The sequence below is a fragment of the Pseudomonas sp. TWR2-1-1 genome (assembly GCF_049897045.1).
Taxonomy (GTDB): Bacteria; Pseudomonadota; Gammaproteobacteria; order Pseudomonadales; family Pseudomonadaceae; genus Aquipseudomonas; species Aquipseudomonas versuta.
This window is the reverse complement of the sequence record NZ_JAFCVM010000006.1, coordinates 134,149-157,963: the sequence shown is the minus strand read 5'-3', so window position 1 is coordinate 157,963 and position 23,815 is coordinate 134,149. Positions and strand designations below refer to the sequence as shown.

Annotated in this window: 23 protein-coding genes; 13 read left to right on the top strand and 10 right to left on the bottom strand. The window is 58.8% G+C overall.

Annotated features, from left to right (window positions below; all coding sequences use genetic code 11):
- Positions 1 to 214: 214 nt before the first annotated feature.
- From dbpA to ACP7BO_RS16825, 4 genes are all read left to right on the top strand, one after another.
- Positions 215 to 1,552 (top strand): ATP-dependent RNA helicase DbpA, encoded by a 1,338-nt coding sequence (dbpA, locus tag ACP7BO_RS16840; RefSeq protein WP_232286864.1) that lies wholly within the window; start codon positions 215 to 217, stop codon positions 1,550 to 1,552.
- A gap of 151 nt (positions 1,553 to 1,703) precedes the next feature.
- A complete protein-coding gene (locus ACP7BO_RS16835; RefSeq protein WP_397455522.1) occupies positions 1,704 to 2,882 on the top strand; it encodes an NAD(P)/FAD-dependent oxidoreductase in 1,179 nt (392 codons plus the stop codon).
- A 139-nt stretch (positions 2,883 to 3,021) separates the two neighbouring features.
- Positions 3,022 to 5,196, top strand: a complete 2,175-nt coding sequence (gene yccS, locus ACP7BO_RS16830; RefSeq protein ID WP_060696637.1) for a YccS family putative transporter — start codon at positions 3,022 to 3,024, stop codon at positions 5,194 to 5,196.
- Positions 5,197 to 5,261: 65 nt separating this feature from the next.
- Positions 5,262 to 5,732 carry a GNAT family N-acetyltransferase gene (locus ACP7BO_RS16825; protein WP_426211565.1) on the top strand — a complete coding sequence of 157 codons (471 nt, stop codon included), beginning with the start codon at positions 5,262 to 5,264 and terminating at the stop codon, positions 5,730 to 5,732.
- On the opposite strand, the gene ACP7BO_RS16820 is transcribed toward ACP7BO_RS16825, so the two are convergent.
- Entirely contained in the window at positions 5,723 to 6,019 is a 297-nt protein-coding gene (locus ACP7BO_RS16820; RefSeq protein ID WP_397455520.1) for a winged helix-turn-helix domain-containing protein, read from the bottom strand. The genes ACP7BO_RS16825 and ACP7BO_RS16820 overlap by 10 nt on opposite strands.
- Positions 6,020 to 6,074: 55 nt before the next feature.
- The gene (locus ACP7BO_RS16815; RefSeq protein WP_073509830.1) at positions 6,075 to 6,575 is read right to left on the bottom strand and encodes a M48 family metallopeptidase; all 501 of its coding nucleotides are present in this window, start codon (positions 6,573 to 6,575) and stop codon (positions 6,075 to 6,077) included.
- 173 nt (positions 6,576 to 6,748) lie between these two features.
- On the opposite strand from ACP7BO_RS16815, the gene ACP7BO_RS16810 reads away from it, so the two are divergent.
- Positions 6,749 to 7,420: a polysaccharide lyase family 7 protein gene (locus ACP7BO_RS16810; protein WP_397455519.1), complete on the top strand. Its 672-nt coding sequence runs from the start codon at positions 6,749 to 6,751 to the stop codon at positions 7,418 to 7,420.
- Between the two features lie 158 nt (positions 7,421 to 7,578).
- Positions 7,579 to 7,974 (top strand): hypothetical protein, encoded by a 396-nt coding sequence (locus ACP7BO_RS16805; protein ID WP_426211562.1) that lies wholly within the window; start codon positions 7,579 to 7,581, stop codon positions 7,972 to 7,974.
- 11 nt (positions 7,975 to 7,985) lie between these two features.
- Here ACP7BO_RS16805 and fba read toward each other — a convergent pair whose 3' ends face one another.
- The 5 genes from fba to tkt form a co-directional block, all read right to left on the bottom strand.
- A complete protein-coding gene (fba, locus tag ACP7BO_RS16800) occupies positions 7,986 to 9,050 on the bottom strand; it encodes a class II fructose-bisphosphate aldolase (RefSeq protein WP_016782491.1) in 1,065 nt (354 codons plus the stop codon).
- Positions 9,051 to 9,309: 259 nt separating this feature from the next.
- Positions 9,310 to 9,528 carry a hypothetical protein gene (locus ACP7BO_RS16795; protein ID WP_073509861.1) on the bottom strand — a complete coding sequence of 73 codons (219 nt, stop codon included), beginning with the start codon at positions 9,526 to 9,528 and terminating at the stop codon, positions 9,310 to 9,312.
- 32 nt (positions 9,529 to 9,560) lie between these two features.
- Positions 9,561 to 10,724, bottom strand: a complete 1,164-nt coding sequence (locus tag ACP7BO_RS16790; protein WP_426211559.1) for a phosphoglycerate kinase — start codon at positions 10,722 to 10,724, stop codon at positions 9,561 to 9,563.
- 26 nt (positions 10,725 to 10,750) lie between these two features.
- Positions 10,751 to 11,806 carry an erythrose-4-phosphate dehydrogenase gene (epd, locus tag ACP7BO_RS16785; RefSeq protein WP_426211557.1) on the bottom strand — a complete coding sequence of 352 codons (1,056 nt, stop codon included), beginning with the start codon at positions 11,804 to 11,806 and terminating at the stop codon, positions 10,751 to 10,753.
- Positions 11,807 to 11,942: 136 nt separating this feature from the next.
- Positions 11,943 to 13,940 carry a transketolase gene (gene tkt / locus ACP7BO_RS16780; RefSeq protein WP_426211555.1) on the bottom strand — a complete coding sequence of 666 codons (1,998 nt, stop codon included), beginning with the start codon at positions 13,938 to 13,940 and terminating at the stop codon, positions 11,943 to 11,945.
- Between the two features lie 271 nt (positions 13,941 to 14,211).
- Between tkt and ACP7BO_RS16775 the strand changes: the two genes are divergently transcribed.
- The 4 genes from ACP7BO_RS16775 (at position 14,212) to ACP7BO_RS16760 (ending at position 18,734) form a co-directional block, all read left to right on the top strand.
- Positions 14,212 to 15,207, top strand: a complete 996-nt coding sequence (locus tag ACP7BO_RS16775; RefSeq protein WP_060696627.1) for an ArsR/SmtB family transcription factor — start codon at positions 14,212 to 14,214, stop codon at positions 15,205 to 15,207.
- Between the two features lie 19 nt (positions 15,208 to 15,226).
- Positions 15,227 to 16,417, top strand: coding sequence for a methionine adenosyltransferase (gene metK, locus ACP7BO_RS16770; protein WP_397455512.1), 1,191 nt, complete (start codon positions 15,227 to 15,229; stop codon positions 16,415 to 16,417).
- Positions 16,418 to 16,605: 188 nt separating this feature from the next.
- Positions 16,606 to 18,270 (top strand): NAD-dependent DNA ligase LigB, encoded by a 1,665-nt coding sequence (gene ligB / locus ACP7BO_RS16765; RefSeq protein ID WP_426211552.1) that lies wholly within the window; start codon positions 16,606 to 16,608, stop codon positions 18,268 to 18,270.
- 68 nt (positions 18,271 to 18,338) lie between these two features.
- The gene (locus tag ACP7BO_RS16760; RefSeq protein WP_426211550.1) at positions 18,339 to 18,734 is read left to right on the top strand and encodes a DUF1090 domain-containing protein; all 396 of its coding nucleotides are present in this window, start codon (positions 18,339 to 18,341) and stop codon (positions 18,732 to 18,734) included.
- Between the two features lie 99 nt (positions 18,735 to 18,833).
- Here ACP7BO_RS16760 and ACP7BO_RS16755 read toward each other — a convergent pair whose 3' ends face one another.
- The gene (locus ACP7BO_RS16755) at positions 18,834 to 19,283 is read right to left on the bottom strand and encodes a c-type cytochrome (RefSeq protein ID WP_073509836.1); all 450 of its coding nucleotides are present in this window, start codon (positions 19,281 to 19,283) and stop codon (positions 18,834 to 18,836) included.
- Positions 19,284 to 19,404: 121 nt separating this feature from the next.
- Between ACP7BO_RS16755 and ACP7BO_RS16750 the strand changes: the two genes are divergently transcribed.
- On the top strand, positions 19,405 to 20,559 hold the full coding sequence (locus tag ACP7BO_RS16750; RefSeq protein WP_397455509.1) for a murein transglycosylase A: 1,155 nt from the start codon (positions 19,405 to 19,407) through the stop codon (positions 20,557 to 20,559).
- Between the two features lie 97 nt (positions 20,560 to 20,656).
- Here ACP7BO_RS16750 and ACP7BO_RS16745 read toward each other — a convergent pair whose 3' ends face one another.
- Together ACP7BO_RS16745 and ACP7BO_RS16740 are read right to left on the bottom strand one after the other, a co-directional pair.
- On the bottom strand, positions 20,657 to 21,043 hold the full coding sequence (locus ACP7BO_RS16745) for an MAPEG family protein (protein WP_060696621.1): 387 nt from the start codon (positions 21,041 to 21,043) through the stop codon (positions 20,657 to 20,659).
- Between the two features lie 13 nt (positions 21,044 to 21,056).
- Entirely contained in the window at positions 21,057 to 21,890 is an 834-nt protein-coding gene (locus ACP7BO_RS16740; protein ID WP_060696620.1) for a DMT family transporter, read from the bottom strand.
- Positions 21,891 to 22,040: 150 nt separating this feature from the next.
- On the opposite strand from ACP7BO_RS16740, the gene ACP7BO_RS16735 reads away from it, so the two are divergent.
- Positions 22,041 to 23,306: a cation:proton antiporter gene (locus ACP7BO_RS16735; RefSeq protein ID WP_426211546.1), complete on the top strand. Its 1,266-nt coding sequence runs from the start codon at positions 22,041 to 22,043 to the stop codon at positions 23,304 to 23,306.
- 136 nt (positions 23,307 to 23,442) lie between these two features.
- Positions 23,443 to 23,814 (top strand): hypothetical protein, encoded by a 372-nt coding sequence (locus ACP7BO_RS16730; RefSeq protein WP_060696618.1) that lies wholly within the window; start codon positions 23,443 to 23,445, stop codon positions 23,812 to 23,814.
- Position 23,815 lies beyond the last annotated feature (1 nt).

Genomic DNA, 23,815 nt, shown 5'->3' with positions numbered 1-23,815 from the left:
GCAATATCCCGTAGGAGCGAGCTTGCTCGCGAGTTTTTTAACAACTCGCGAGGCAATCTCGCTCCTACAGGGTTATCAGGGTTCAGATGACAACTCGTCCAGAATGTTCAGGCTAAGGCCATAGGGCTGTTACACTGCGCGACATTTTGTTTTGCAGGCCAGTCTCGTGACCACCATTGCCACCGCTTTTAACTCTCTGCCTCTGTCCGCCGCCATGCTGGCTAACCTCGACTCCCTCGGTTATGCCCAGATGACGCCGATCCAGGCGCAGAGCTTGCCGGTGATCCTCAAAGGCATGGACCTGATCGCCCAGGCGAAGACCGGCAGCGGCAAAACTGCCGCCTTCGGCATCGGCCTGCTGAACCCGATCAACCCGCGTTTCTTCGGTTGCCAGGCCCTCGTGATCTGCCCGACCCGCGAACTGGCGGACCAGGTTGCCAAAGAGATCCGCCGTCTGGCTCGCGCCGAAGACAACATCAAGGTGCTGACCCTGTGTGGCGGCGTGTCCTTCGGCCCGCAGATCGGCTCGCTGGAGCACGGCGCGCACATCATCGTCGGTACCCCGGGCCGCATCCAGCAGCACTTGCGCAAAGGCTCGCTGAAACTCGACGGCCTGAACACCCTGGTCCTCGACGAAGCCGACCGCATGCTCGACATGGGCTTCTACGATGCCATCGAAGACATCATTCGCCAGACCCCGGAACGTCGTCAGACCCTGCTGTTCTCCGCCACCTACCCGGTCGGTATCAAGCAGCTGTCGTCCAAGTTCATGCGCAACCCGCAGCAGGTAAAAGCTGAGGCCTTGCACACGGACAGCCAGATCGAACAGCGTTTCTACGAAATCTCGCCTGAAGAGCGCATGGACGCCGTGACCAAAGTGCTCGCGCATTTCCGTCCGCAATCGTGCGTGGCCTTCTGCTTCACCAAGCAGCAGGTTCAGGAAACCGTTGATCACCTGACCTCCAAGGGTATTTCCGCCGTCGGCCTGCACGGCGACCTGGAACAGCGCGACCGTGACCAGGTGCTGGCGATGTTCGCCAACCGCTCGACTTCGGTACTGGTCGCCACTGATGTTGCGGCCCGTGGTCTGGACATCGATGCACTGGACATGGTGCTCAACGTCGAGCTGGCCCGTGATTCGGAAATCCACATTCACCGTGTCGGCCGTACCGGTCGCGCTGGCGAAAAAGGGGTGGCGATCAGCCTGGTTGCTCCGTCCGAAGCGCACCGCGCCCAGGCCATCGAGCAACTGCAGAAAGCCCCGCTGAACTGGGAAACCCTGGACACCCTCAAATCCCAGGGCGGCGCGCCATTGCTGCCGGCCATGAGCACTCTGGTGATTGGTGCAGGCCGTAAAGACAAGGTTCGCCCCGGCGACATCCTTGGCGCCCTGACTGGCGACGCGGGCATCCCCGGTGCCCAGGTCGGCAAGATCGCGATCTTTGACTTCCAGGCCTACGTGGCCGTTGACCGCACGATTGCCAAGCAAGCGGCCCAGCGCCTGAGCGAAGGTAAAATCAAGGGTCGCGTACTGCGCGTCCGGGTCTTGTAAGCCCAAGCGACACCCCACTGTGGGAGCTGGCTTGCCGGCGATGACAGCACTTCGGTGATTCAGATGCACCGGGTTGCTGCTATCGCCGGCAAGCCGGCTCCCACAATAGGTTCAGGCCCCAAGTAAAAATGAATTTTGTGAGGACACCGCTTTGCGTTCTACCGACGTTGTGATTATTGGCGCTGGCGCCGCAGGTTTGATGTGCGCGCTGACCGCTGCCGGGCGTGGGCGCAAGGTGATGCTGATTGACCACGCCAACAAGGCGGGCAAGAAGATCCTGATGTCGGGCGGTGGCCGCTGCAACTTCACCAACATGTACACCGAACCGAACAATTTCCTGTCGCAGAACCCGCACTTCTGCAAGTCGGCGCTGGCGCGTTATACCCAATGGGATTTCATCGAACTGGTCAGCAAGCACGGCGTGCCCTACCACGAGAAGAAACTCGGCCAATTGTTCTGCGATAACAAATCCAGCGACATCCTCGAAATGCTCCTGAGCGAATGCCAGCAGGCGGGCGTCAGCCTGCACCTGGACACCTCGGTGGAGCAGATCGAAAAGACCGAAACCGGCTACAGCCTCAAGACCACCCTGGATCAGTTGAACTGCCAGTCACTGGTGATCGCCACCGGCGGGCTGTCGATTCCGACCCTCGGCGCCACCGGTTTTGGCTATCAAGTGGCCAAGCAGTTCGGCCACACCTTGCTGGCGACCCGCGCAGGCCTGGTGCCATTCACCATCACCGATCAGCTCAAAGAGATTTGCACCGAGCTCTCGGGCACTTCGGTGGACTGCCTGGTGAGCTGCAACGATCAGAGCTTCCGGGAAAATATCCTGTTCACCCACCGCGGTTTGAGTGGCCCGGCGATCTTGCAGATTTCGTCGTTCTGGAACTCCGGCGACACGGTTGAAATCAACCTGTTGCCCGACCTCGACGCGTTGAGCTGGCTGCAAACCCAGCAGGCCGAACGCCCGAACAGCGAGCTGAAAACCCTGCTCGGTGAGATTTTCACCAAGAAGATGGCCAACTTGCTGGCCGAGCACTGGTTTGTGTCCAAGCCCATGAAGCAGTACACCCCGGCCGAACTGACGGAAGTGGCTGACAGGCTGGCGTGCTGGAAAGTAGTACCGGCCGGCACTGAAGGCTATCGCACCGCTGAAGTGACATTGGGCGGGGTCGATACCCGTGAAGTGTCATCCAAGACCATGGAGTCGCTGAAAAGCCCGGGCTTGTATTTTGTCGGCGAAGTGCTGGATGTGAGCGGCCATCTGGGCGGTTTCAACTTCCAGTGGGCGTGGGCTTCCGGGTACGCGGCGGCACAGTTCGTCTAACGTCGTCACCCTGCAGCCTTCGGCAGCGGCTACAAGGTCTGAGTCAAAAAATATTTACTGTCCAATGTGAAGAGTGTCATTGCGCTGTCGTCTTATCTGGCTCAATTTAGCGAATCACGAGTCAGGCACCGTCACCTCCATGTCATCGACCTCCTTTAGTCAGTCACTGCGCCGTTTATGGGCACGGGACAAGTTCAGTTACAGCGTTCGGGTATTTATCGCCCTGACTGGCAGCATGGCTTTTTGCTGGTATCAGGACGAGATGTCGCTGCTGATCCCGCTGTTCCTGGGGATTATCGCCAGCGCCCTGTCCGAGACCGATGACAGCTGGCAGGGCCGACTGAACGCGTTGCTGGTGACCCTGGTGTGTTTCAGCGCCTCGGCCTTCAGTGTCGAATTACTCTTCCCCTACCCCTGGTTGATGGTCTGCGCACTGGCGCTGGCCAGCTTCGGCCTGACCATGCTCGGGGCGCTGGGCGAACGCTACGGGGCGATTGCCTCAGCCACGCTGATTCTGGCCGTGTACACCATGATCGGGGTCGATCAACGCGGCGGTGAGGTGCTCAATTTCTGGCACGAGCCCTTGCTGCTGGTGGCGGGTGCGGCCTGGTACGGGCTGCTGTCGGTACTGTGGCAGGCGCTGTTTTCCCATCAGCCGGTGCAGCAAAGCCTGGCGCGCCTGTTCTGGGAGTTGGGCTTGTACCTGAAGATCAAATCGTCGCTGTTCGAGCCCGTGCGCAAACTGGATGTCGAAGCCGGCCGGCTGGAACTGGCACGCCAGAACGGCAAGGTGGTGGCCGCCCTGAACAGCGCCAAGGAAATCATTTTGCACCGGGTCGGCAACTCCAGGCCCGGGTCCAAGCTCAGCCGCTACCTCAAGCTGTACTTCCTCGCGCAGGACATCCACGAACGCGCCAGCTCGTCCCACTACCCGTACAACGCGCTGGCCGAGGCGTTCTTCCACAGCGATGTGATGTTCCGTTGCCAGCGCCTGTTACGCCAGCAAGGTGTGGCCTGCCAGCGCTTGTCGGAGTCGATCAAGCTGCGCCAGCCATTCGTCTATGACGACAGTTTTGCCGAGGCGCTGGGCGACCTGCACGCCTCCCTTGAACACCTGCGCATCCAGAGCAACCCGGCCTGGCGCGGGCTGTTGCGTTCACTGCGGGCGCTGGCCGCCAACCTCGGTACGCTGGACCGCTTGCTGAGCGATGCCAGCAACCCCGACAGCCTTGCCGATGCCACCGACAGCAGCCTGCTGGACCGCTCGCCGCGCAACCTCAAGGATGTATGGTCGCGTTTGCGCCAGCACCTGACACCCACCTCGCTGATTTTCCGCCACGCACTGCGTCTGCCGCTGGCGCTGTCCATCGGTTTTGCGATGGTGCACTGGATTCACCCCAGCCAGGGCTACTGGATCATCCTCACCACGCTGTTCGTGTGCCAGCCGAGTTACGGCGCGACCCGCCGCAAGTTCAGCCAGCGGATCATCGGCACGGCCATCGGCCTGGCCGTGGGCTGGGCGCTGTTCGATCTGTTCCCCAACCCGCTGGTGCAATCGATGTTCGCGGTGGTGGCCGGGGTGGTGTTCTTTATCAACCGGACTACCCGCTACACCCTGAGCACTGCTGCCATCACCCTGATGATTCTGTTTTGCTTCAATCAGGTGGGCGACGGCTACGGGCTGTTTCTGCCGAGGCTGTTCGATACCCTGGTGGGCAGCGTGATTGCCGCCGCTGCGGTATTCCTGTTCTTGCCTGACTGGCAGGGCCGGCGCCTGAATCAGGTACTGGCCAACACCCTGAGCTGTAACAGTCAGTACCTGCGCCAGATCATGCAGCAGTACGCCCAGGGTAAAAGCGACGACCTGGCGTACCGCCTGGCACGACGCAATGCCCATAACGCCGACGCCGCCCTGTCGACCACACTGGCCAACATGCTGATGGAGCCGGGACACTTCCGTAAGGATGCCGATATGGGCTTCCGCTTTTTGGTGCTCTCACACACCTTGCTCAGCTATTTGTCGGGCCTGGGCGCGCACCGCGACACTCAGTTGCCCAGCGAGATTCGCGAACACTTGATCGAAGGCGCGGGGCGCAGGATTGCAGACAGCATCGACCTGATTGCTCAAGGCCTGGCGACCAAACAGGCCGTGGCGGTGCAGAGTGACGAAGAAGAAGCGCTGGCCAATGAGCTGGAACAGATGCCGGATGAGCTCGACGAAAGCCAGCGCCTGGTGCAAACCCAGCTGGCGCTGATTTGCCGTCAGCTCGGGCCGCTGCGCACCCTGGCCGCGCATTTGATCAAAGCGCCGTAGCACTTGGCGCCACCGGGCTTCGCGCCTACTATCGGGTGATCGTTTTCTCGAACAGGGACAGGCTTGTGACCACCACTCAATGGATCTGCAAACACCACACCGATCTGGGCAAGGAACAGCTCTACACCATACTGGAGCTGCGTTCGGAGGTATTTGTCGTCGAGCAAAAATGCGCCTATCAGGACGTCGATGGACAAGACCTCAGTGGCGACACCCTGCACCTGATGGGCTGGCAGAACAACCAACTGATGGCATACGCCCGGCTGCTCGATCCTGAATCCCAGGGCGGTGACGTGGTCATTGGCCGGGTGGTCATTGCCCCTGCGGGCCGTGGGCAAAAGCTGGGGCACGAGCTGCTGGCTCAAGCGCTGGAAAATATCGATGAGTATTGGCCCGGGCAACCCGTGTTCATGTCCGCCCAGGCTCATTTGCAGCCGTTCTATGAGCAGCACGGGTTTAGCGCCGAGGGCGAAATCTATCTTGAAGATGACATCCCGCACATCGGCATGCGCCGTGATCAAACACCTCAGGGGTAACCGAGTACCTGTTTGATCTGCGCCAGATGCTGGCCGATCCAGGCCTTGTCGATGGCCCCCCAGCTGTGAATCTGATAGCGCCCGGCATGATTGCGGGCCCCGTCCTGCTGCTCGAATTCGCAGACAATGTCCAAGTCGGCCAGCGCGGCGATGGTGTCCTGGGCGGTACGGCGCGGCATACCGGTGACCTCGGTCAGGGCCGGTACGCTGCTGGCGGTCTGGCTGTCGATCAACCAGGCCACGTACAAACGCCGGTAAAAGCTGCTTTTGGTTTTGCTGACTTCCATTCAGAACTCCTGATATCTGTGCTTGGCGACTACTAGTGCAGGCGCCTGCAGGTTGTCATCGACCCGCCTGCATGTCCCGCCACGTGAGGTACACCCGCAAGTCGAACTCCAGCTGGTGGTAGCCCGGCTGCATGTATTCACACAGCTTGTAAAACGCCTTGTTGTGATCTGACTCCTTGAGGTGTGCCAGCTCATGGACCACGATCATTTTCAGAAACTCTGGCGCCGCCTCCTTGAACAGCGAGGCCACGCGCAGCTCTCTCTTGGCCTTGAGCTTGCCACCCTGGACCCGCGAAATGGTGGTGTGCAGGCCCAGGGCGCGGTGGGTCAGATCGAGCCTGTTATCAAACAGCACCTTGTCGAATGAAGGCGCATTGCGCAGGTGTTCCTGCTTGAGTTCCAGCGCATAGGCGTACAGGGCCTTGTCGCTTTGCACCGCATGACGCTGTGGATAACGCTCGCTCAGGTAGCTGCCCAGCTGATCGCGCTCGATCAGTTGGCGTACCTGATCCTGCAAGGTCTGGGGATAAGCCTGAAGGTATTTGAGGACTGTCATGGGGCGCCAACGTACAACATAAAAAGTGCGCCAGTGTAGCGAATTCAAGATTAAGCGGTGCCACCACTTTAGCTGGCCACCCGTCAGGCTTTATAAAGACTTCCCTTCCAAGCCCTGGTGTAGAGCCTTGCTACCGGTTTTATCCCTGTAAGTGCACTTTTTTAAGGCTCGTCATGATTGATCTGGCTACCTGGAACCTGAGTGTTCCTGTCGGCACCCCGCCTGCAACCATCACTACCCCCCGCCTGCTGCAAGGGTACAAGAACGCCTATTTCCACTCTGATACCGGCACCCTGTTTTTCTGGGTTCCGGTGACTGGCAGCAAAACCGAAAATGCCATTTACCCGCGCAGCGAATTGCGCGAAACCCAGGCCAACGGGACATTACGCAACTGGCTTTATCCCAGCGCCAACAACTTTTTGAACGCCACGCTGGCGGTCAACAAGGTGCCTTCATCGGGCAAAGTGGTGATCGGGCAAATCCATGCATTCCAGAGCCAGCAACCGCTGCTCAAGCTCGAGTACCAATACAAGGCCAGCACCAACAGCGGCAGTCTGGTGGCCAAAGTGCGCAACCGCCCCACTGACAGCTCAAGCAAAGCGGTGACACTGGCCGAGAATGTACCGCTGGGCAAAAACTTCACCTACGTGATCAACCTGACACCGAGCGGCACCTTGAACGTCAAGGCCGCCGGCAAACAGTGGAGCAGCAAGATCAGCGCCACCTGGCGCACCAAACCGCTGTATTTCAAGGCGGGCGCTTACGTCCAGGACAACACCGGCAACAGCAAGGAAGGCGCACAAGTCACGTTCAGCAAACTGGATATTGACCACAACAAAACCTGACGCCGGAGCCGTTAAGTCAGAGCTTTCTCTGAAATACGTAGGAAGCTTCCTGGAATACGAATTCGCCTCAAGTGCCACTTGCTGCGTTGAAAGTCACGGGGCTATCTTCTTGAGTCGTCCAAGTCTGCGGCTCGAATGATGGCCTGCGTGGAAAACCCATGAAAGCTTCCAAGCCCAAACGTTCCAAGCGCGATGATCATCAACACGATGAAGCAACCCGGCGCATTCTTGATGTCCTGGGCACTGCACCCGCGGTGCTCGAGACCCTCAGCGCCACCCGCGCCCATAAAATCAGCCCCCGCTCTCCCTTTGCCGTGTTGCCTGACGTCACTGCCCTGGAGGCCTTGCTGCATGTATCGATCATGCTCAAGAGTGCCGAAGAGGTCTCGGATGAAATCACCGAAATGGCCAGCGGCATCGAGCGCGGGCTGGTGTGGTCGCTGGTGCATTCGGTGGAAATGGCCCGCTCGCTGGTCGATGCACTGCTCAAGGGCAATGGCGTCGACCCGAATGACATGCACAAAAAAGCCCGCATCGCTGCGGGCTCTGTCTAAACGCTTGAGTCTTAGTTGACCTTGGCGTTCAGCTCACCTTTGAGGTAGCGCTGGTACATGGCTTCGAGGGAGATCGGCTTGATCTTCGAGGCATTACCGGCAGTACCGAAGGCTTCGTAACGTGCGATACACACATCACGCATGGCGGTCACGGTGGCGCCGAAGAACTTGCGCGGGTCGAACTCGCTCGGGTTGGTGGCCATCAGGCGACGCATGGCGCCAGTCGATGCCAGACGCAGGTCGGTGTCGATGTTGACCTTACGCACGCCGTGCTTAATGCCTTCAACGATTTCTTCTACCGGCACACCGTAGGTTTCTTTGATGTCGCCGCCGTATTCGTTGATGATCGCCAGCCACTCTTGTGGCACAGACGACGAACCGTGCATGACCAGGTGAGTGTTAGGGATGCGCTTGTGGATCTCTTTGATCCGGTCGATGGCCAGCACGTCACCGGTAGGTGGCTTGGTGAACTTGTAAGCGCCGTGGGAAGTACCGATGGCGATAGCCAGGGCGTCCACTTGGGTGCGCTTGACGAAGTCAGCCGCTTCTTCCGGGTCGGTCAGCATCTGGCTGTGATCCAGAACGCCTTCAGCGCCGATGCCGTCTTCTTCGCCAGCCATACCGGTTTCCAGGGAACCCAGGCAGCCCAGCTCGCCTTCAACCGACACACCGCAAGCGTGAGCCAGGGCAACAGTCTGCTGAGTGACACGCACGTTGTAGTCGTAGTCAGTCGGGGTTTTGCCGTCTTCGCCAAGCGAGCCGTCCATCATCACCGAGCTGAAGCCCAGCTGGATCGAGCGCTGGCAAACGTCAGGGCTGGTGCCGTGGTCCTGGTGCATGCACACCGGGATATGCGGGAATTCTTCGATTGCTGCCAGGATCAGGTGACGCAGAAACGGTGCACCTGCGTATTTACGCGCACCGGCCGAAGCCTGAACGATCACCGGAGAGTCAGTCTTGTCAGCGGCTTCCATGATGGCGCGCATCTGCTCAAGGTTGTTGACGTTGAAGGCTGGAACGCCGTAACCGAATTCGGCGGCGTGGTCCAACATCTGGCGCATGCTGATAAGTGCCATTGTGTGTGTCTCTCCCGGACGAGGGTCGTTAATCGTGCAAGCCTGCCGTAGCGGCGGCTGCTATTCAAGTTATTGCAGATCGGGGGCGGACCCCCGAAATGCGGATTCTGTCTAGCTGAAACGTTACAGCTTCAGCTATAGCTACTCGCTATTTAATGTGGGAGCTGGCTTGCCAGCGATGCAGGTAATTCGGTCTGTCAGGCAAACCGCCTTGATGCCATCGCTGGCAAGCCAGCTCCCACAAAATGTCTCACCCGCTTTACGGGCACCCGTGCTCTTTTGAAGGCCGGGGCGATTCGTATTTTTCCAGCGCCTCTGGCCCTGAGCGTTTATTGACCAGCGGTACGCTCTGCGCCTGCCAGTCTGCCTGGTAGCAACCACTCTCTTCAGGGGTTGGCGCCTCGGGCGCCGGCTTGCTCGAACCGGCGCAACCGGCCAAAAAGCCCGCAATCATTAACAGCGGTAACAACTTGACCATGTCCATGCTTCCTTTCAGGGCCTGAGTCATTTTCAGGCTTTGGCGCGGCTTTCCAGGATTTCAACGGCAGGCAATACCTTGCCCTCAACAAACTCAAGGAATGCACCGCCACCGGTGGAGATGTAAGAAATCTGATCGGCAATACCGTACTTGTCGATTGCAGCCAGGGTGTCGCCACCGCCCGCGATCGAGAATGCCGAACTTTCAGCAATCGCCTTGGCCAGGGTTTTGGTGCCTTCGCCGAACTGGTCGAATTCAAATACACCTACCGGGCCATTCCACAGAATGGTTTTGGACGACTTCAGCAGTTCAGCGAAGTGCGCAGCCGTTTGCGGGCCGATATCCAGAATCATGTCGTCTTCAGCTACATCGTCGATCAGCTTGACCGTTGCTACAGCCGATTCAGCGAATTGCTTGGCAACCACGACATCAGTCGGCAGTGGCACGTTGACCTTGGCCGCGATGGCGCGGGCGGTTTCCAGGAGATCCGGTTCGTACAGCGATTTACCCACCGGGTGACCCGCAGCGGCGAGGAAGGTGTTGGCGATACCGCCACCCACGATCAACAGGTCGCAGATCTGGCTCAAGCTGTTGAGCACTTCAAGTTTGGTCGACACCTTGGAGCCGGCAACAATCGCTGCCATTGGCTTGGCCGGGGCACCCAGGGCCTTGCCCAGAGCTTCCAGTTCAGCTGCCAGCAACGGGCCTGCCGCTGCGACCTTGGCGAACTTGGCTACACCGTGGGTCGAACCCTCGGCGCGGTGCGCAGTACCGAACGCATCCATCACAAACACGTCGCACAGGGCGGCGTATTGCTTGGCCAGTTCGTCGGCGTTTTTCTTTTCGCCCTTGTTGAAGCGCACGTTTTCGAACAGCACGATCTCGCCGGGCTTAACGTTGACGCCATTGAGGTAATCGCTGACCAGCGGCACGTCGCGGCCCAAGGCTTTGCTCAGGTACTCGGCGACAGGCTTGAGGCTGTTTTCAGCCGAGAACTCACCTTCAGTCGGGCGTCCCAGGTGCGAGCAGACCATGACAGCCGCGCCTTTTTCCAACGCCAGCTTGATGGTCGGCAGCGAAGCAAGGATGCGCGCATCGCTGGTGACAACACCGTCCTTTACCGGGACGTTGAGGTCTTCGCGGATCAGTACGCGCTTACCTTGCAGATCGAGGTCGGTCATCTTCAACACGGTCATGGGTCGCAGTTCCTGAGTTTCTAATGTTAGAGAACGGGTTTTTGGTGGGTTACGTGCAGATAGTGCTTTGCCACATCGATCATTCGATTGGCAAAACCCCATTCGTTGTCGAACCAGGCCAGCAGGTTCACCAGCCGGGGGCCGGAAACGCGGGTCTGGCTGGCATCAACAATCGCTGAATGCGGGTCATGGTTGAAATCACAACTGGCGTGCGGCAGTTCGGTATAGGCCAGCAAGCCTTTGAGCGGGCCGCTGGTGGCGGCCTCGCGCAGCACGCGGTTAACTTCCACAGCGTCCGTGTCGCGCGCCGTGACCAGGGTAATGTCCAGGCACGATACGTTTAGCGTCGGCACCCGAACTGCTTTGGCCTGGATTCGGCCGGCAAGTTCCGGCAATAAGCGTTCAATGCCTTTAGCCAGACCGGTGGAGACCGGAATCACTGACTGAAACGCCGAACGCGTGCGACGCAGGTCTTCGTGGTGGTAGGCATCAATCACCGGCTGATCATTCATCGCCGAGTGAATGGTGGTGATCGACACGTACTCCAGGCCAAACGCCTGATCCAGCAAGCGCAACAGCGGCACGCCGCAGTTGGTGGTACAGGAAGCATTGGACACCAGCCGCTCTTCGCCGGTCAGCGTGTGCTGGTTGACGCCGTAAACAATGGTGGCGTCGACATCGGCATCGCTGGCCATCGGTTGCGAAAACAGCACGCGGGGAGCCCCGGCATCAAGAAAGCGCTGTGCGTCGGCGCGGGTGTTGTAGACACCGGAGCATTCCAGCACCAGGTCCACGCCCAGCGCGGCCCAGTCGATCCCTTCCGGGGTGGCACTGCGGAACACTTTCACGCAGTCGCCATTGATATGCAGGCAGTCGCCTTCGATCCGTATCTCGCCGGGAAACCGGCCATGGGTGGAGTCGAAGCGCGTCAAATATTCGAGGCTGGCCATATCGGCCAAGTCATTGAGTGCAACAATTTCAAACCCGGCAGCAGCCCCTCGCTCAAACAACGCACGCAAGACGCAACGACCAATCCGGCCGTAGCCGTTGAGTGCAACTTTGTAAGGACGCGGTTGAGGCATGGGGTTCTCTTATATGCGGGTGAATCCGTCACCACAGCGATGGCGCCATTTATGCCATCGCGGGCAAGCCCGCTCCCACACATCGTCCATGTGGGAGCGCGCTTGCCCGCGACGGGGCCAGGCGCACAAGGCTGAATTAGTCTTCCAGCAGCTCTTCAGCCTGACCCAGGATGTTTTCCAGGGTGAAGCCGAACTCTTCGAACAAGGCAGGCGCAGGCGCCGACTCGCCGTAGGTGGTCATACCAATCACGCGACCTTCCAGGCCCACGTACTTGTACCAGTAGTCTGCATGGGAGGCTTCGATCGCAATCCGCGCGCTGACCTGCAGCGGCAGAACCGACTGCTTGTAGCCAGCGTCCTGAGCTTCGTAAACGCTGGTGCATGGCATGGAAACCACGCGCACCTTGCGGCCCTGTTCAGTCAGCTTCTCGTAAGCCTGAACCGCCAGGCCCACTTCGGAACCGGCCGAGATCAGGATCAGTTCAGGCTCGCCTGCACAGTCCTTGAGCACGTAACCGCCGCGATTGATGTCGGCGATTTGTGCAGCATCACGGGTTTGGTGGTTAAGGTTCTGACGGGAGAAGATCAACGCGGACGGGCCGTCGTTGCGCTCCAGAGCGAATTTCCAGGCCGCTGCGGATTCCACCGCGTCGGCCGGACGCCAGGTGTCCAGGTTCGGCGTGGTACGCAGGCTGGTGAGTTGCTCCACCGGCTGGTGCGTCGGGCCGTCTTCGCCCAGACCGATGGAGTCGTGGGTGAATACATAGATCACACGCTGCTTCATCAGGGCCGACATGCGGATGGCGTTACGGGCGTATTCCATGAACATCAGGAAGGTAGCGCCGTAAGGCACCAGGCCGCCGTGAAGGGCGATGCCGTTCATGATGGCGCTCATACCGAACTCACGTACGCCGTAGTACATGTAGTTGCCGCTGGCGTCTTCAGCCGAAACACCTTTGCAGCCTTTCCACAGGGTCAGGTTGGAGCCAGCCAGGTCAGCAGAGCCGCCCAGCAGTTCCGGCAACAGCGGGCCAAAGGCGTTCAGGGCGTTCTGGCTGGCTTTACGGCTGGCGATGGTTTCGCCTTTGGCAGCCACTTCATTGATGTAGGCAGTGGCCTTGGCATCGAAGTCAGCTGGCAACTTGCCGCTCAGGCGACGGGACAGTTCTGCAGCCAGCTCCGGGAACTCGGCCGCGTAGGCTGCGAAGCGCTTGTCCCACTCGGACTCGGCAACAGCACCGGCTTTCTTGGCATCCCATTCGGCATAGATATCAGCCGGGACTTCAAAAGGACCGTAGTTCCAGTTCAGTGCCTTGCGGGTCAGGGCGATTTCTTCCAGGCCCAATGGAGCACCGTGGCAGTCTTCTTTACCCTGTTTGTTCGGCGAGCCGAAACCGATGGTGGTTTTGCAGCAGATCAGCGTTGGCTTGTCGCTTTTGCGTGCAGTCTCGATCGCGGTTTTGATTTCTTCCGGGTCGTGACCGTCAACGTTGCGGATGACTTGCCAGTTGTAGGCTTCGAAACGCTTTGGCGTGTCGTCGGTGAACCAGCCTTCAACTTCGCCATCGATGGAGATGCCGTTGTCATCGTAGAACGCGATCAGTTTGCTCAGGCCCAGAGTGCCGGCCAAGGAGCCAACTTCGTGGGAAATGCCTTCCATCATGCAGCCATCACCCATGAATACGTAGGTGTGGTGGTCGACAATGTCATGGCCTGGACGGTTGAACTGCGCGCCCATGACTTTTTCTGCCAGGGCAAAACCCACGGCGTTGGCGAAACCCTGGCCCAGAGGACCGGTGGTGGTTTCGACGCCCGGTGTATAGCCCAGCTCCGGGTGGCCCGGGGTACGGCTGTGCAGTTGACGGAAGTTTTTCAGGTCTTCGATCGACAGGTCGTAGCCGGTCAGGTGCAGCAACGAGTAGATCAGCATCGAACCGTGGCCGTTGGACAGCACGAAGCGGTCACGGTCAGGGAACGAAGGGTTGCTCGGGTTGTGCTTCAGATAATCGCGCCACAGTACTTCGGCGATATCTGCCATACCCATTGGGGCACCGGGATGGCCGCTGTTGGCTTTTTGCACGGCATCCATGCTGAGTGCACGAATGGCGTTGGCACGCTCACGACGGCTGGGCATCGCTGTTCTCCTGGGTTTGGTAAAAACGAATTTAAATAAAACGGAACGCAAAAAAGGCGAGCATTTTCCCTCAGGCACTGCCCTCGGGGCAATGACAGATAGTCACTTGGGGCGTTTTTCCTGTGCTTAACCGTTCAACCTGTTAAGGATCGGACATTTCGTTTCGTTAATAGACACAACCCATCCGACAAACGCACCACCCATCAAGCAATATCGAAAAGTTTTGATATTGAACTTGCGAGGCGCGAACCGGGTAACTAGACTGCGGCCCATGAACTTACCCGCGCCTTCAATCCGCCCTGACGATTGCGACGAGCTCTCGGCCCTGTGCAAGGCTGGAGGCGACCCGCTGCGACTGAATGTATTGCGCGCGCTGGCCAACGATTCGTTTGGCGTGCTGGAGCTGACCTATATTTTCGCCACCGGCCAGTCAGGCATGAGCCACCACCTCAAGGTGCTGGCACAAGCGGATCTGGTTGCAACCCGGCGCGAAGGCAATGCGATTTTTTATCGCCGCGCCCTGCCTCACACCGAACTGCCGGGCGGCAAGCTGCATGCGGCGCTGCTGGAGGAAGTCGACAACCTGACGCTGCCCGCCGATGTACAAGCACGCATCAGTGCCGTCCATGGGCAACGTGCAGCGGCCAGCCAGGATTTTTTCTCCCGCATTGCCGAAAAGTTTCGCGCCCAACAGGATTTAATCGCAGGTTTGCCACAGTACCGGGATAGCGTCCTGGCCTTGCTCGACAAACTAAGTTTCAGCCCAGCGGCCACGGCCCTGGAAGTGGGCCCCGGCGATGGCAGTTTCTTGCCTGACCTGGCCCGTCGCTTTCACCAGGTCACGGCACTGGACAACAGCCCGGCGATGCTTGAACTGGCCCGCCAGTTGTGTGAATGCGAGTCACTGGACAACGTCAGCCTGATTCTGGCCGACGCTTTGCAGGATGCACAGCTGCAGGCCGATTGCGTCGTGGTGAACATGGTCTTGCACCATTTCGCCGCACCGGCCGAAGCATTCAGGCAACTGGCCAACTTGTTGCAACCTGGCGGTAGCCTGCTGGTAACAGAGTTGTGTAGCCATAATCAGGCGTGGGCCCGCGAAGCTTGCGGTGATTTGTGGCTAGGTTTTGAACAAGATGATCTGGCCCATTGGGCCACCGCTGCGGGACTCGTTCCCGGGGAAAGCCTCTATATAGGCTTACGTAATGGTTTCCAGATTCAGGTCCGCCACTTTCAGCGGCCGGCTGGCGACACTCACCATCGGTAAATATTAGGAAACCGTCGAGATGAGCGAATACTCCCTTTTCACCTCCGAGTCCGTGTCTGAAGGGCATCCGGACAAAATCGCCGACCAGATTTCTGATGCGGTGCTGGACGCCATCATTGCTGAAGACAAGTTCGCCCGTGTGGCGTGCGAAACTCTGGTGAAAACCGGCGTAGCAATCATCGCAGGCGAAGTCACCACTTCGGCCTGGGTTGACCTGGAACAGATCGTTCGCGATGTGATCACCGATATCGGCTATACCAGCTCCGACGTTGGCTTCGACGGCGCGACCTGCGGCGTGATGAACATCATCGGCAAGCAGTCGCCCGACATCAACCAGGGTGTTGACCGTGCCAAGCCTGAAGATCAGGGTGCCGGCGACCAGGGCCTGATGTTCGGCTACGCCAGCAACGAAACTGACGTGCTGATGCCGGCACCGATCACTTTCTCCCACCAACTGGTTCAGCGTCAGGCCGAAGCCCGCAAATCCGGTCTGCTGCCGTGGCTGCGTCCAGACGCCAAGTCTCAGGTTACCTGCCGCTACGAAGGCGGCAAGGTTGTAGCGATCGACGCCATCGTACTGTCGACCCAGCACAACCCTGAAGTCTCCTACAAAGATCTGCGCGAAGGCGTGATGGAGCTGATCGTCAAGCATGTGCTGCCAGCCGAACTGCTGCACAAAGACACTCAGTTCCACATCAACCCGACTGGCCAGTTCATCATCGGTGGCCCGGTGGGCGACTGCGGCCTGACAGGGCGCAAGATCATCGTTGACACCTATGGCGGCATGGCCCGTCACGGCGGCGGCGCGTTCTCGGGCAAGGATCCATCCAAGGTTGACCGTTCGGCGGCTTACGCAGGCCGTTACGTGGCTAAAAACATCGTGGCAGCCGGCCTGGCCGAACGTTGCGAGATCCAGGTTTCCTACGCGATCGGCGTCGCTCAACCGACTTCGATTTCGTTGAATACCTTCGGCACCGGCAAAATCTCCGACGACAAAATCGTCAAGCTGGTACGTGAAGTATTCGACCTGCGTCCATACGCCATCACCACCATGCTTGATCTGCTGCACCCGATGTACCAGGAAACTGCAGCTTACGGCCACTTCGGCCGCACGCCACAGACCAAAACTGTTGGCGACGACACCTTCACCACGTTCACGTGGGAGCGTACCGACCGCGCTGAAGAACTGCGCGCTGCTGCCGGCTTTTAACTAAAGCGGCTGCACAAAAAGCCCCGGACAGGCGACTGTCCGGGGCTTTTTTGTGTCTGCAGCAGTTGCCAACTGCCAGAGATCACCCAGGGTGATCTCGCAAATGTAATACCCGGTAAAGCTCCTGATACGCGGCTCAAAAAACCTTCACTAGCCTTAAGCATTCTTCCCGGGCAAGGACGCTCAAGATGCTCGCCACACTTCGATTCATTTGCCGGTTCTGGCTCGCGCTCCTGGCATTCAATACGCAGGCCGGTAGCTGCCCCGACAAGGCCGACTATCAGGCCCTGCAACAACAACTGCAAACCTGGGACGACAGCTACCACCGCCTCGGTATGTCACAGGTCACCGATGAGGTTTACGACCACTCGCGCACCCGCTTTGAAGGCTGGCAGCACTGCTTCAAACCTTCTGTTGTCGACAACCCCCTGAAAACGGCAGGCGGCAGTATTCCTCATCCCGTGACCCATACCGGCCTGCTGAAGCTGCCTGATGAAAAGGCGGTCCGGGAATGGATCAGGGGACGCCAGGATCTGTGGGTGCAACCCAAGGTCGATGGGGTGGCCGTGACCCTGATCTACCGGCAAGGGCAACTGCACCGGGTCATCAGCCGGGGGGACGGGCAAACCGGGCAAGACTGGAGCCGTGCGGCACGCGCCATCAGCGCCATTCCCCGGCAACTGCCACAACCTGTGGACATCGTGTTGCAAGGCGAACTGTATTGGCGCTTGCCCGACCACATACAAGCCGTATCCGGCAGCCTGAATGCCCGCAGCACAGTCGCCGGCCTTATGGCGCGTCATCAGCTCAATAGTGAGCAAGGGCAAGGCATCGGCCTGTTTGTCTGGGACTGGCCCGAAGGTCCCGATACCCAGGCCGAACGGCTCGCCCAACTGAGTGACCTGGGCTTTGCCGACAGTCAAACCCTGAGCCAGCCTGTCGACAGTTTCGAACAGGCCCGGCAGTGGCGCGAGCACTGGTACAACAACCCGCTGCCGTTTGCCAGTGATGGTCTGGTGTTGCGCCAGAGCCGGCGCCCTGCCCCCGATCGCTGGCAGGCAAAACCGCCGAACTGGGCCGCAGCCTGGAAATACCCGCATGTTCAAGCACTCAGCGAAGTTCGCAAAGTGACCTTCAACATTGGCCGCACCGGGCGCATAACCCCGATCCTGGAACTGAAACCGGTGCGCCTTGATGAGCGCACTATCAAGCGCATCAGCACAGGCTCCTTCAGGCGCTGGCAGACCCTGGATATCCGGCCCGGTGATCATGTCGCCATCAGCCTGGCGGGCATGACCATCCCACGCCTGGACAGCGTAGTGTCGCGTGCCAGTAACAGAGTTGAAGTACAGGCACCCGACCCCGATAGTTTCAACGCGCTCAGTTGCTGGCAATTGGTACCCGGATGCGAAAGCCAGTTTTTGGCTCGCTTGAGCTGGCTCAGCGGCAAAAAAGGTTTGGCCATGCCATTCGTCGGTCCCGGCACCTGGAATACATTGATTCAGGCCGGACTAATCAAGAATCTGACCGATTGGTTAACCCTGGATGCCGCGCAGCTTGCTAACATTGCCGGCTTGGGCGAGCGAAGCAGCACCCGCTTGCTCAACAGTTTGCATGATGCCCGGCAACAACCGTTCGAACGCTGGGTGCGGGCTATCGGCCTGCCGCCCACTGCGGGGGCGCCTCTGGGCCAGTCATGGCAAGCGCTGGTTGCACGCGACGCCCTGGCCTGGCAGCAACAACCGGGTATCGGCGCCAGCCGCGCAGTTCAGGTGAATGCTTTTTTGCAGGACCCGAATGTTCAGGCTGTAAGTGAAGAATTACGCGCTGCCGGTATTGCCGGTTTCGACTAGAAACCCCAAATCGGCAGTATTACTTTTCAAAATTGTGTTTATTGTCATCTTTTGTCATGGAGCTCTTTATGAAACTTCTTTCCCCTCTCGCCCTGTTTACTGTCTGCAGCCTGCTGGCTGCTCCACTCATGGCGGCAGACCCGGCGCCGGAACTGACGGGCTGCGCGGCCAAGAAGCAGGCCATCAGCCAGCAACTTGAACAAGCTCGCGCCCACAACAATTCCGGTCAGATTGCCGGTCTGGAAAAAGCTCTGAGCGAAGTGACTGCAAATTGCACCGACGCGGGCCTGAAGAAAGAACGCGAGAACAAGGTGCTGGACGCCAAGCACGAAGTCAGCAAGCGTCAGGCTGACCTGGACAAAGCCATGAAGAAAGGCGATCCGGAAAAGATCGACAAGCGCAAAACCAAACTGGCCGAGTCGCGCAAAGAACTGCAAGAAGCGCTGGATCAGCTGGATAAATAAGCCCCCTCTGTAGGAGCGAGCTTGCTCGCGAGCTATTCAACATGATCGAGTGATCGCGAACAGCTCGCTCCTACAGAACAGGTTGCAGCTTCATACCACTCAGTGGTTACGAAACTCCTTGTGACACCCGCTGCAAGTGTCTTCAACTTTCTGCATTGCAGGCGTCAAGTTGCCGGCTTTGTAGGGCTGTATCCGGCTGGCGACCACCAGTTCGCCAGTAGCGGCTTCGAGCTGGCGAGCCAATTCCTGAAAGCGTGCCTGTTTTTTCCAGACATTATCGGTAGCGCTGGTTTGATCGGACTCCTTCACTTGAGGAAAATGCTTCCACGGCTCATGAGCCAGGGCATCAAGCTTGATCGCTCCCTCGGTAAAGCGCGGTCCGTCAAAGGCAATCCTTCCACGCAACATGCCACCCAGGTCTTCACTGGTCTTGAGCATTTGCTTGAAAATCGCTTTACGCTGGCCCAGCGGCGAGTCCGGATCAACTCCACCACACGCCGACAGCGTCAGGCAGACCAGCATTACAACAGTCAGTCGTTTAACAATCATGGTGGCTCACGTCACAGAAATCGGTCGCCAGTATCCTCGCGTTATACACAAACACCAATAGCCCTATTGAATATAGGGTTTGCCTTGAAGATCACTCGGCAAACCTGAAGGAACCTCGCTGATGAGTACATTTTTCAAGCCTCTGGCCTGGGCATTGCCCATTGTCATGTTGCTGGCCGGATGCAATGGCTCCGATAAGGATGCCGACAAGGACGCCACAAAACCGGAGCCCCACACCACTTACAAAAAAGCTGACTTCAGTGCCCTGCCGCCAGTCACGGGAACTGACCTGCAAAGCGGGTTTGCTTCATGGCGCAGTGCCTGTATCCGGCTCAAGGCCGACCCCAATTGGGGCAGCGTGTGCAGCGATGCCGCTACCTTGAGCGCCAGCCCGAGCGTAGAGCAAATCAGTAGCTTTCTGCAGACCCATCTCGATGTGTATAGCCTGCGTTCGGCTGAAGGCAGTGAAGACGGGTTGATCACCGGCTATTACGAACCGGTATACCCCGGAAGCCTGAAACCCACTCAAGCCGCCAATGTGCCGATTTACGGCGTTCCGTCCGACCTGATTGTGGTCAACCTGGACAGCATCTACCCCGAGCTCAAGGGCAAGCGCCTGCGCGGGCGCCTTGAAGGGCGCGTGCTCAAACCTTACGACACCGCCGAAACCATCAACAGCAAAGGCTTGAATGCTCCGGTGCTGGCATGGCTGACCGACCCGATGGACCTGCAGTTTCTGCAAATCCAGGGCTCGGGCCGGGTACAGCTCGACAATGGTCGCCAACTGCGCATCGGCTATGCCGACCAGAACGGCCATCCGTACAAGCCCATTGGCCGCTGGCTGGTTGAGCAAGGCGAGCTGAAAAAAGAAGACGTGACCATGAGTACCATCCACGCCTGGGCGATGATGCACCCGGAGCGGGTACACGAAATGCTGGCCAGCAACCCCAGCTATGTGTTTTTCACCCAGAACCCCGACAGCACCGAAGGTCCGCGCGGCTCGCTGAATGTCCCGCTTACGGCCGGCTACAGCGTGGCAGTGGATCGCAAGGTAATCCCGCTGGGTAGCCTGTTGTGGTTGTCGACCACCCAGGCCGATGGCCAGCCCATCGTGCGTCCGGTTGCCGCCCAGGACACCGGTGGTGCTATTGCCGGTGAAGTCCGGGCGGACTTCTTCGTCGGCACTGGCCCCAAGGCCGGGCAAATAGCGGGTGACATGAAGCAGAAGGGCAACATCTGGCTGCTGTGGCCCAAAGGCGCAGCGTTGCCGCAGTAACGTGGCGTAACACTGCAGGAGCGAGCTTGCTCGCGAGCGCTTCACATGATCGCGAACAGCTCGCGAGCAAGCTCGCTCCTACATGTTCAGCCTGAACTCACATCGACACAAAAAAGAAGCTGACCACCAGCCCCATGCCGATGAACCAGACAATCGAGCGCATCATCGCCCAGTCCGCCAGGTAGCAAATGATGTACAGCAGGCGACTGGTAACAAATAGCACCGCCAGCACATCGATGGTCACTGGCTGCGCATTGCCCACGATATCGGCAATGATCACGGCGGCGGCAAACGCCGGGGTCACTTCAAAGCTATTGAGCTGGGCGCTGTGGGCGCGCTTGGCAAATCCTTGCAGACCGTCGAGAAACGTACGTGGATCATGGTTCTGACTGGGCCCGAACTTGCCGTCGCTGAACTTGGCAAAGGCGGTACAGACATAGGGCAGGCAGAGGGCAATCAGTACACACCAGAAGGCAACCGTCATTGGAATTTCCTTTTTAGAGTTTCATCACGAGCATGCCGATCAGCACCAGCCCACAGGCTAAGAGCCTCGGCCCACCAAAAGGTTCTTTGAGGTAACGCATACCGAACAGCACCACCAGAATCACACTGACTTCGCGCAAGGCTGCGGCCTCGGCAATCGAGCCCAACTGCATGGCCCACAACACCAGCCCATAGCTGGCCAGTACACAAACCCCCACTGCCACACCCAAACGCCATTGCGTTCGCCAAAACAGGGTAAACGCGGATCGCCTGCGGGTCAGCGCCAGCAACGGGAACGGCCAGGCGCTGATCAGTGTCACCCACACCAGATAATCCAGCGGGTGCGACCAGCGTCGCAGGGCCTGACCATCAAGAAAGGTATAGCAGCCAATGCACAGGCCAATCAGTGCGACCACGGGCAACAGTGACCACGGCAGCCGATCACCGCCGCCGCCCTGCCACAACAGACAGGCCATGCCACAGGGGATCAGCAAGATACCGATGATTTGCTGCCCGGTGAGGGCTTCGCCGGCAAACGTCAGGGTCAACCCCAGCACCACCAGTGGCGAGAGTCCGCGCATCAAGGGGTACACCAACCCCAGGTCACCTACGCGATACGCGCGAATCAACAGCACCCGGTAAAGCAGCTCGAACACAGCAGATGCCAGAATCCACGGCCAGATTTCCACGGGTGGAAATGTCACGAACCCCACCAGCGCCGCAACCAGTAGCAGCGCAACGGTGTCCATACATGCAATCACCAGCAAACGTTCGCCACTGAACTTGATCAAGGTATTCCAGATCGCATGCAAGACCGCCGCGATCAATACCAACGTCGTTGCCAGCACCGTTACCTCCTTTATTTTTATGGAACGGCATCTTTTTATACGGTAATCATGACTGCGCAGCGAATATGTGTCGCTGCACTGCGCTTTTTCATCAAACAAGACCCGACCCGATCAAGGTCTCTACTCACTCCCGCCACCACAGGATCCCGGATGCTTGAACTTGTAGCTGCGTTTATCTGCCTGACTTCACTGCTGACGTACGTGAATTTCCGTTTTATCGGCCTGCCGCCCACGATTGGCGTAATGGTCACCGCCCTCATGTTTTCCCTGCTGCTGCAAGGCTTGAGCTTTATTGGCTACCCCGGCCTGGAAGAGCGCGTGCAGGAGCTGATCGGCCAGATCGATTTCGGCGATCTGCTGATGAACTGGATGCTTTCCTTCCTGCTGTTTGCCGGTGCCCTGCACGTAAACTTCAACGACGTGCGCAGCTACCGCTGGCCAATCGGCCTGCTGGCCACCGTCGGCGTGCTGATTGCCACCACCGTGATCGGCAGCCTGGCGTACTGGATCTTCGGCCTGTTTGGATGGCACATCAGTTTTCTGTATTGCCTGCTGTTCGGCGCCCTGATTTCGCCCACCGACCCGATTGCCGTGCTTGGCGTGCTGCGTACCGCCAACGCGTCCAAACCGCTGAAAACCACGATTGTCGGCGAGTCGCTGTTCAATGACGGTACAGCCGTTGTGGTGTTCACCGTATTGCTGGGCATTGTGCAACTGGGCGAAACCCCGAGCCTGGGCGCCACTGCAATGCTGTTTGCCCACGAAGCCATTGGCGGCGTGGTGTTCGGTGGTTTGATCGGTTATCTGGTCTATCGAATGATCAAGAGCATCGAGCAGTACCAGATCGAAGTGATGCTGACCCTGGCGCTGGTGATTGGCGGCTCAGCCATGGCCAGTGAACTGCACGTGTCGGCGCCGATTGCGATGGTGGTGGCCGGTCTGATCATCGGCAACCTGGGCCGCAACAAGGCCATGAACGAGATGACACGTCGCTACATGGACGGTTTTTGGGAGCTGCTCGATGACATGCTCAACGCGCTGCTGTTTGCCCTGATCGGCATGGAACTGCTGTTACTGCCGTTCTCGTGGCTGCACTTGCTGGCAGCAAGCGTACTGGCCCTGGCCATTCTGCTCTCGCGCCTGCTGACCGTGGCCCCGGCCATTGTGCTGCTGCGCCGCTGGCGTACGGTGCCCCGCGGCACCATCCGCATCCTGACCTGGGGCGGCTTGCGCGGCGGGGTTTCGGTCGCACTGGCACTGGCCTTGCCACTGGGCCCGGAACGCGACCTGATCCTGAGTATCACCTACATCGTGGTGCTGTCGTCGATCCTGTTCCAGGGGTTGACCATCGGCAAACTGGTCAAACATGTGACCAAGGATGCGCCAGCTCCGGTCGGGGCTGATTCCGCACACTGATCTGGAATCCACAACCGCACCTCCTGCCCCGGCAGCGACCACCAAACTGCCGGGAACCTCTTCCCGGCAGTTCCTGCAAGCTTGGCTACACTCTTTTTCCTAATGCCTGAGAGCATAAAACGTAAAGGAGAAAGGGATGAGTACTTCTGCTGGCTATGCACCGCCCAGGCGCCATACAGGCGCCTACATCATGATTGTTACTGCATTGATCGCCCTGGCCATTACGGCATGGCGATTTTTCACGCCATTGTCGGGCGTTACCGGCTCTGGCGGCTCAATGACAACCATGCTGGGCGAATTCGTTCTGTTCATTCTTGGCCTGCTGCTGATCAAGTATGAGTTCGGGGGACTCAGAAAACTGTTCGTGATTTTGAGCTGGCTCGGGGTCCTCGGGACGCTTCTTGGCGCGATCCTCTTGCACGGGTGGTGGACTGCCATTGTTCTGGTGGTGTGCGCCGCAGGTGTGATCATCGAATCATTTTGCGCCAAGCCAACAAGGAGCGCGTGAC

Coding starts and splice junctions, on each gene's coding strand:
- ACP7BO_RS16815 (WP_073509830.1), bottom strand. CDS start 6,575: ATGACAGTCCTCAAATACCTTCAGGCTTATCCCCAGACCTTGCAGGAT.
- ACP7BO_RS16810 (WP_397455519.1), top strand. CDS start 6,749: ATGATTGATCTGGCTACCTGGAACCTGAGTGTTCCTGTCGGCACCCCG.
- ACP7BO_RS16745 (WP_060696621.1), bottom strand. CDS start 21,043: ATGACGGTTGCCTTCTGGTGTGTACTGATTGCCCTCTGCCTGCCCTAT.
- ACP7BO_RS16795 (WP_073509861.1), bottom strand. CDS start 9,528: ATGGTCAAGTTGTTACCGCTGTTAATGATTGCGGGCTTTTTGGCCGGT.
- epd (WP_426211557.1), bottom strand. CDS start 11,806: ATGCCTCAACCGCGTCCTTACAAAGTTGCACTCAACGGCTACGGCCGG.
- ACP7BO_RS16760 (WP_426211550.1), top strand. CDS start 18,339: ATGAAACTTCTTTCCCCTCTCGCCCTGTTTACTGTCTGCAGCCTGCTG.
- ACP7BO_RS16775 (WP_060696627.1), top strand. CDS start 14,212: ATGAACTTACCCGCGCCTTCAATCCGCCCTGACGATTGCGACGAGCTC.
- ACP7BO_RS16730 (WP_060696618.1), top strand. CDS start 23,443: ATGAGTACTTCTGCTGGCTATGCACCGCCCAGGCGCCATACAGGCGCC.
- ACP7BO_RS16755 (WP_073509836.1), bottom strand. CDS start 19,283: ATGATTGTTAAACGACTGACTGTTGTAATGCTGGTCTGCCTGACGCTG.
- tkt (WP_426211555.1), bottom strand. CDS start 13,940: ATGCCCAGCCGTCGTGAGCGTGCCAACGCCATTCGTGCACTCAGCATG.
- ACP7BO_RS16805 (WP_426211562.1), top strand. CDS start 7,579: ATGAAAGCTTCCAAGCCCAAACGTTCCAAGCGCGATGATCATCAACAC.
- ACP7BO_RS16820 (WP_397455520.1), bottom strand. CDS start 6,019: ATGGAAGTCAGCAAAACCAAAAGCAGCTTTTACCGGCGTTTGTACGTG.
- ACP7BO_RS16750 (WP_397455509.1), top strand. CDS start 19,405: ATGAGTACATTTTTCAAGCCTCTGGCCTGGGCATTGCCCATTGTCATG.
- yccS (WP_060696637.1), top strand. CDS start 3,022: ATGTCATCGACCTCCTTTAGTCAGTCACTGCGCCGTTTATGGGCACGG.
- ACP7BO_RS16735 (WP_426211546.1), top strand. CDS start 22,041: ATGCTTGAACTTGTAGCTGCGTTTATCTGCCTGACTTCACTGCTGACG.
- ACP7BO_RS16790 (WP_426211559.1), bottom strand. CDS start 10,724: ATGACCGTGTTGAAGATGACCGACCTCGATCTGCAAGGTAAGCGCGTA.
- metK (WP_397455512.1), top strand. CDS start 15,227: ATGAGCGAATACTCCCTTTTCACCTCCGAGTCCGTGTCTGAAGGGCAT.
- ligB (WP_426211552.1), top strand. CDS start 16,606: ATGCTCGCCACACTTCGATTCATTTGCCGGTTCTGGCTCGCGCTCCTG.
- fba (WP_016782491.1), bottom strand. CDS start 9,050: ATGGCACTTATCAGCATGCGCCAGATGTTGGACCACGCCGCCGAATTC.
- dbpA (WP_232286864.1), top strand. CDS start 215: ATGCTGGCTAACCTCGACTCCCTCGGTTATGCCCAGATGACGCCGATC.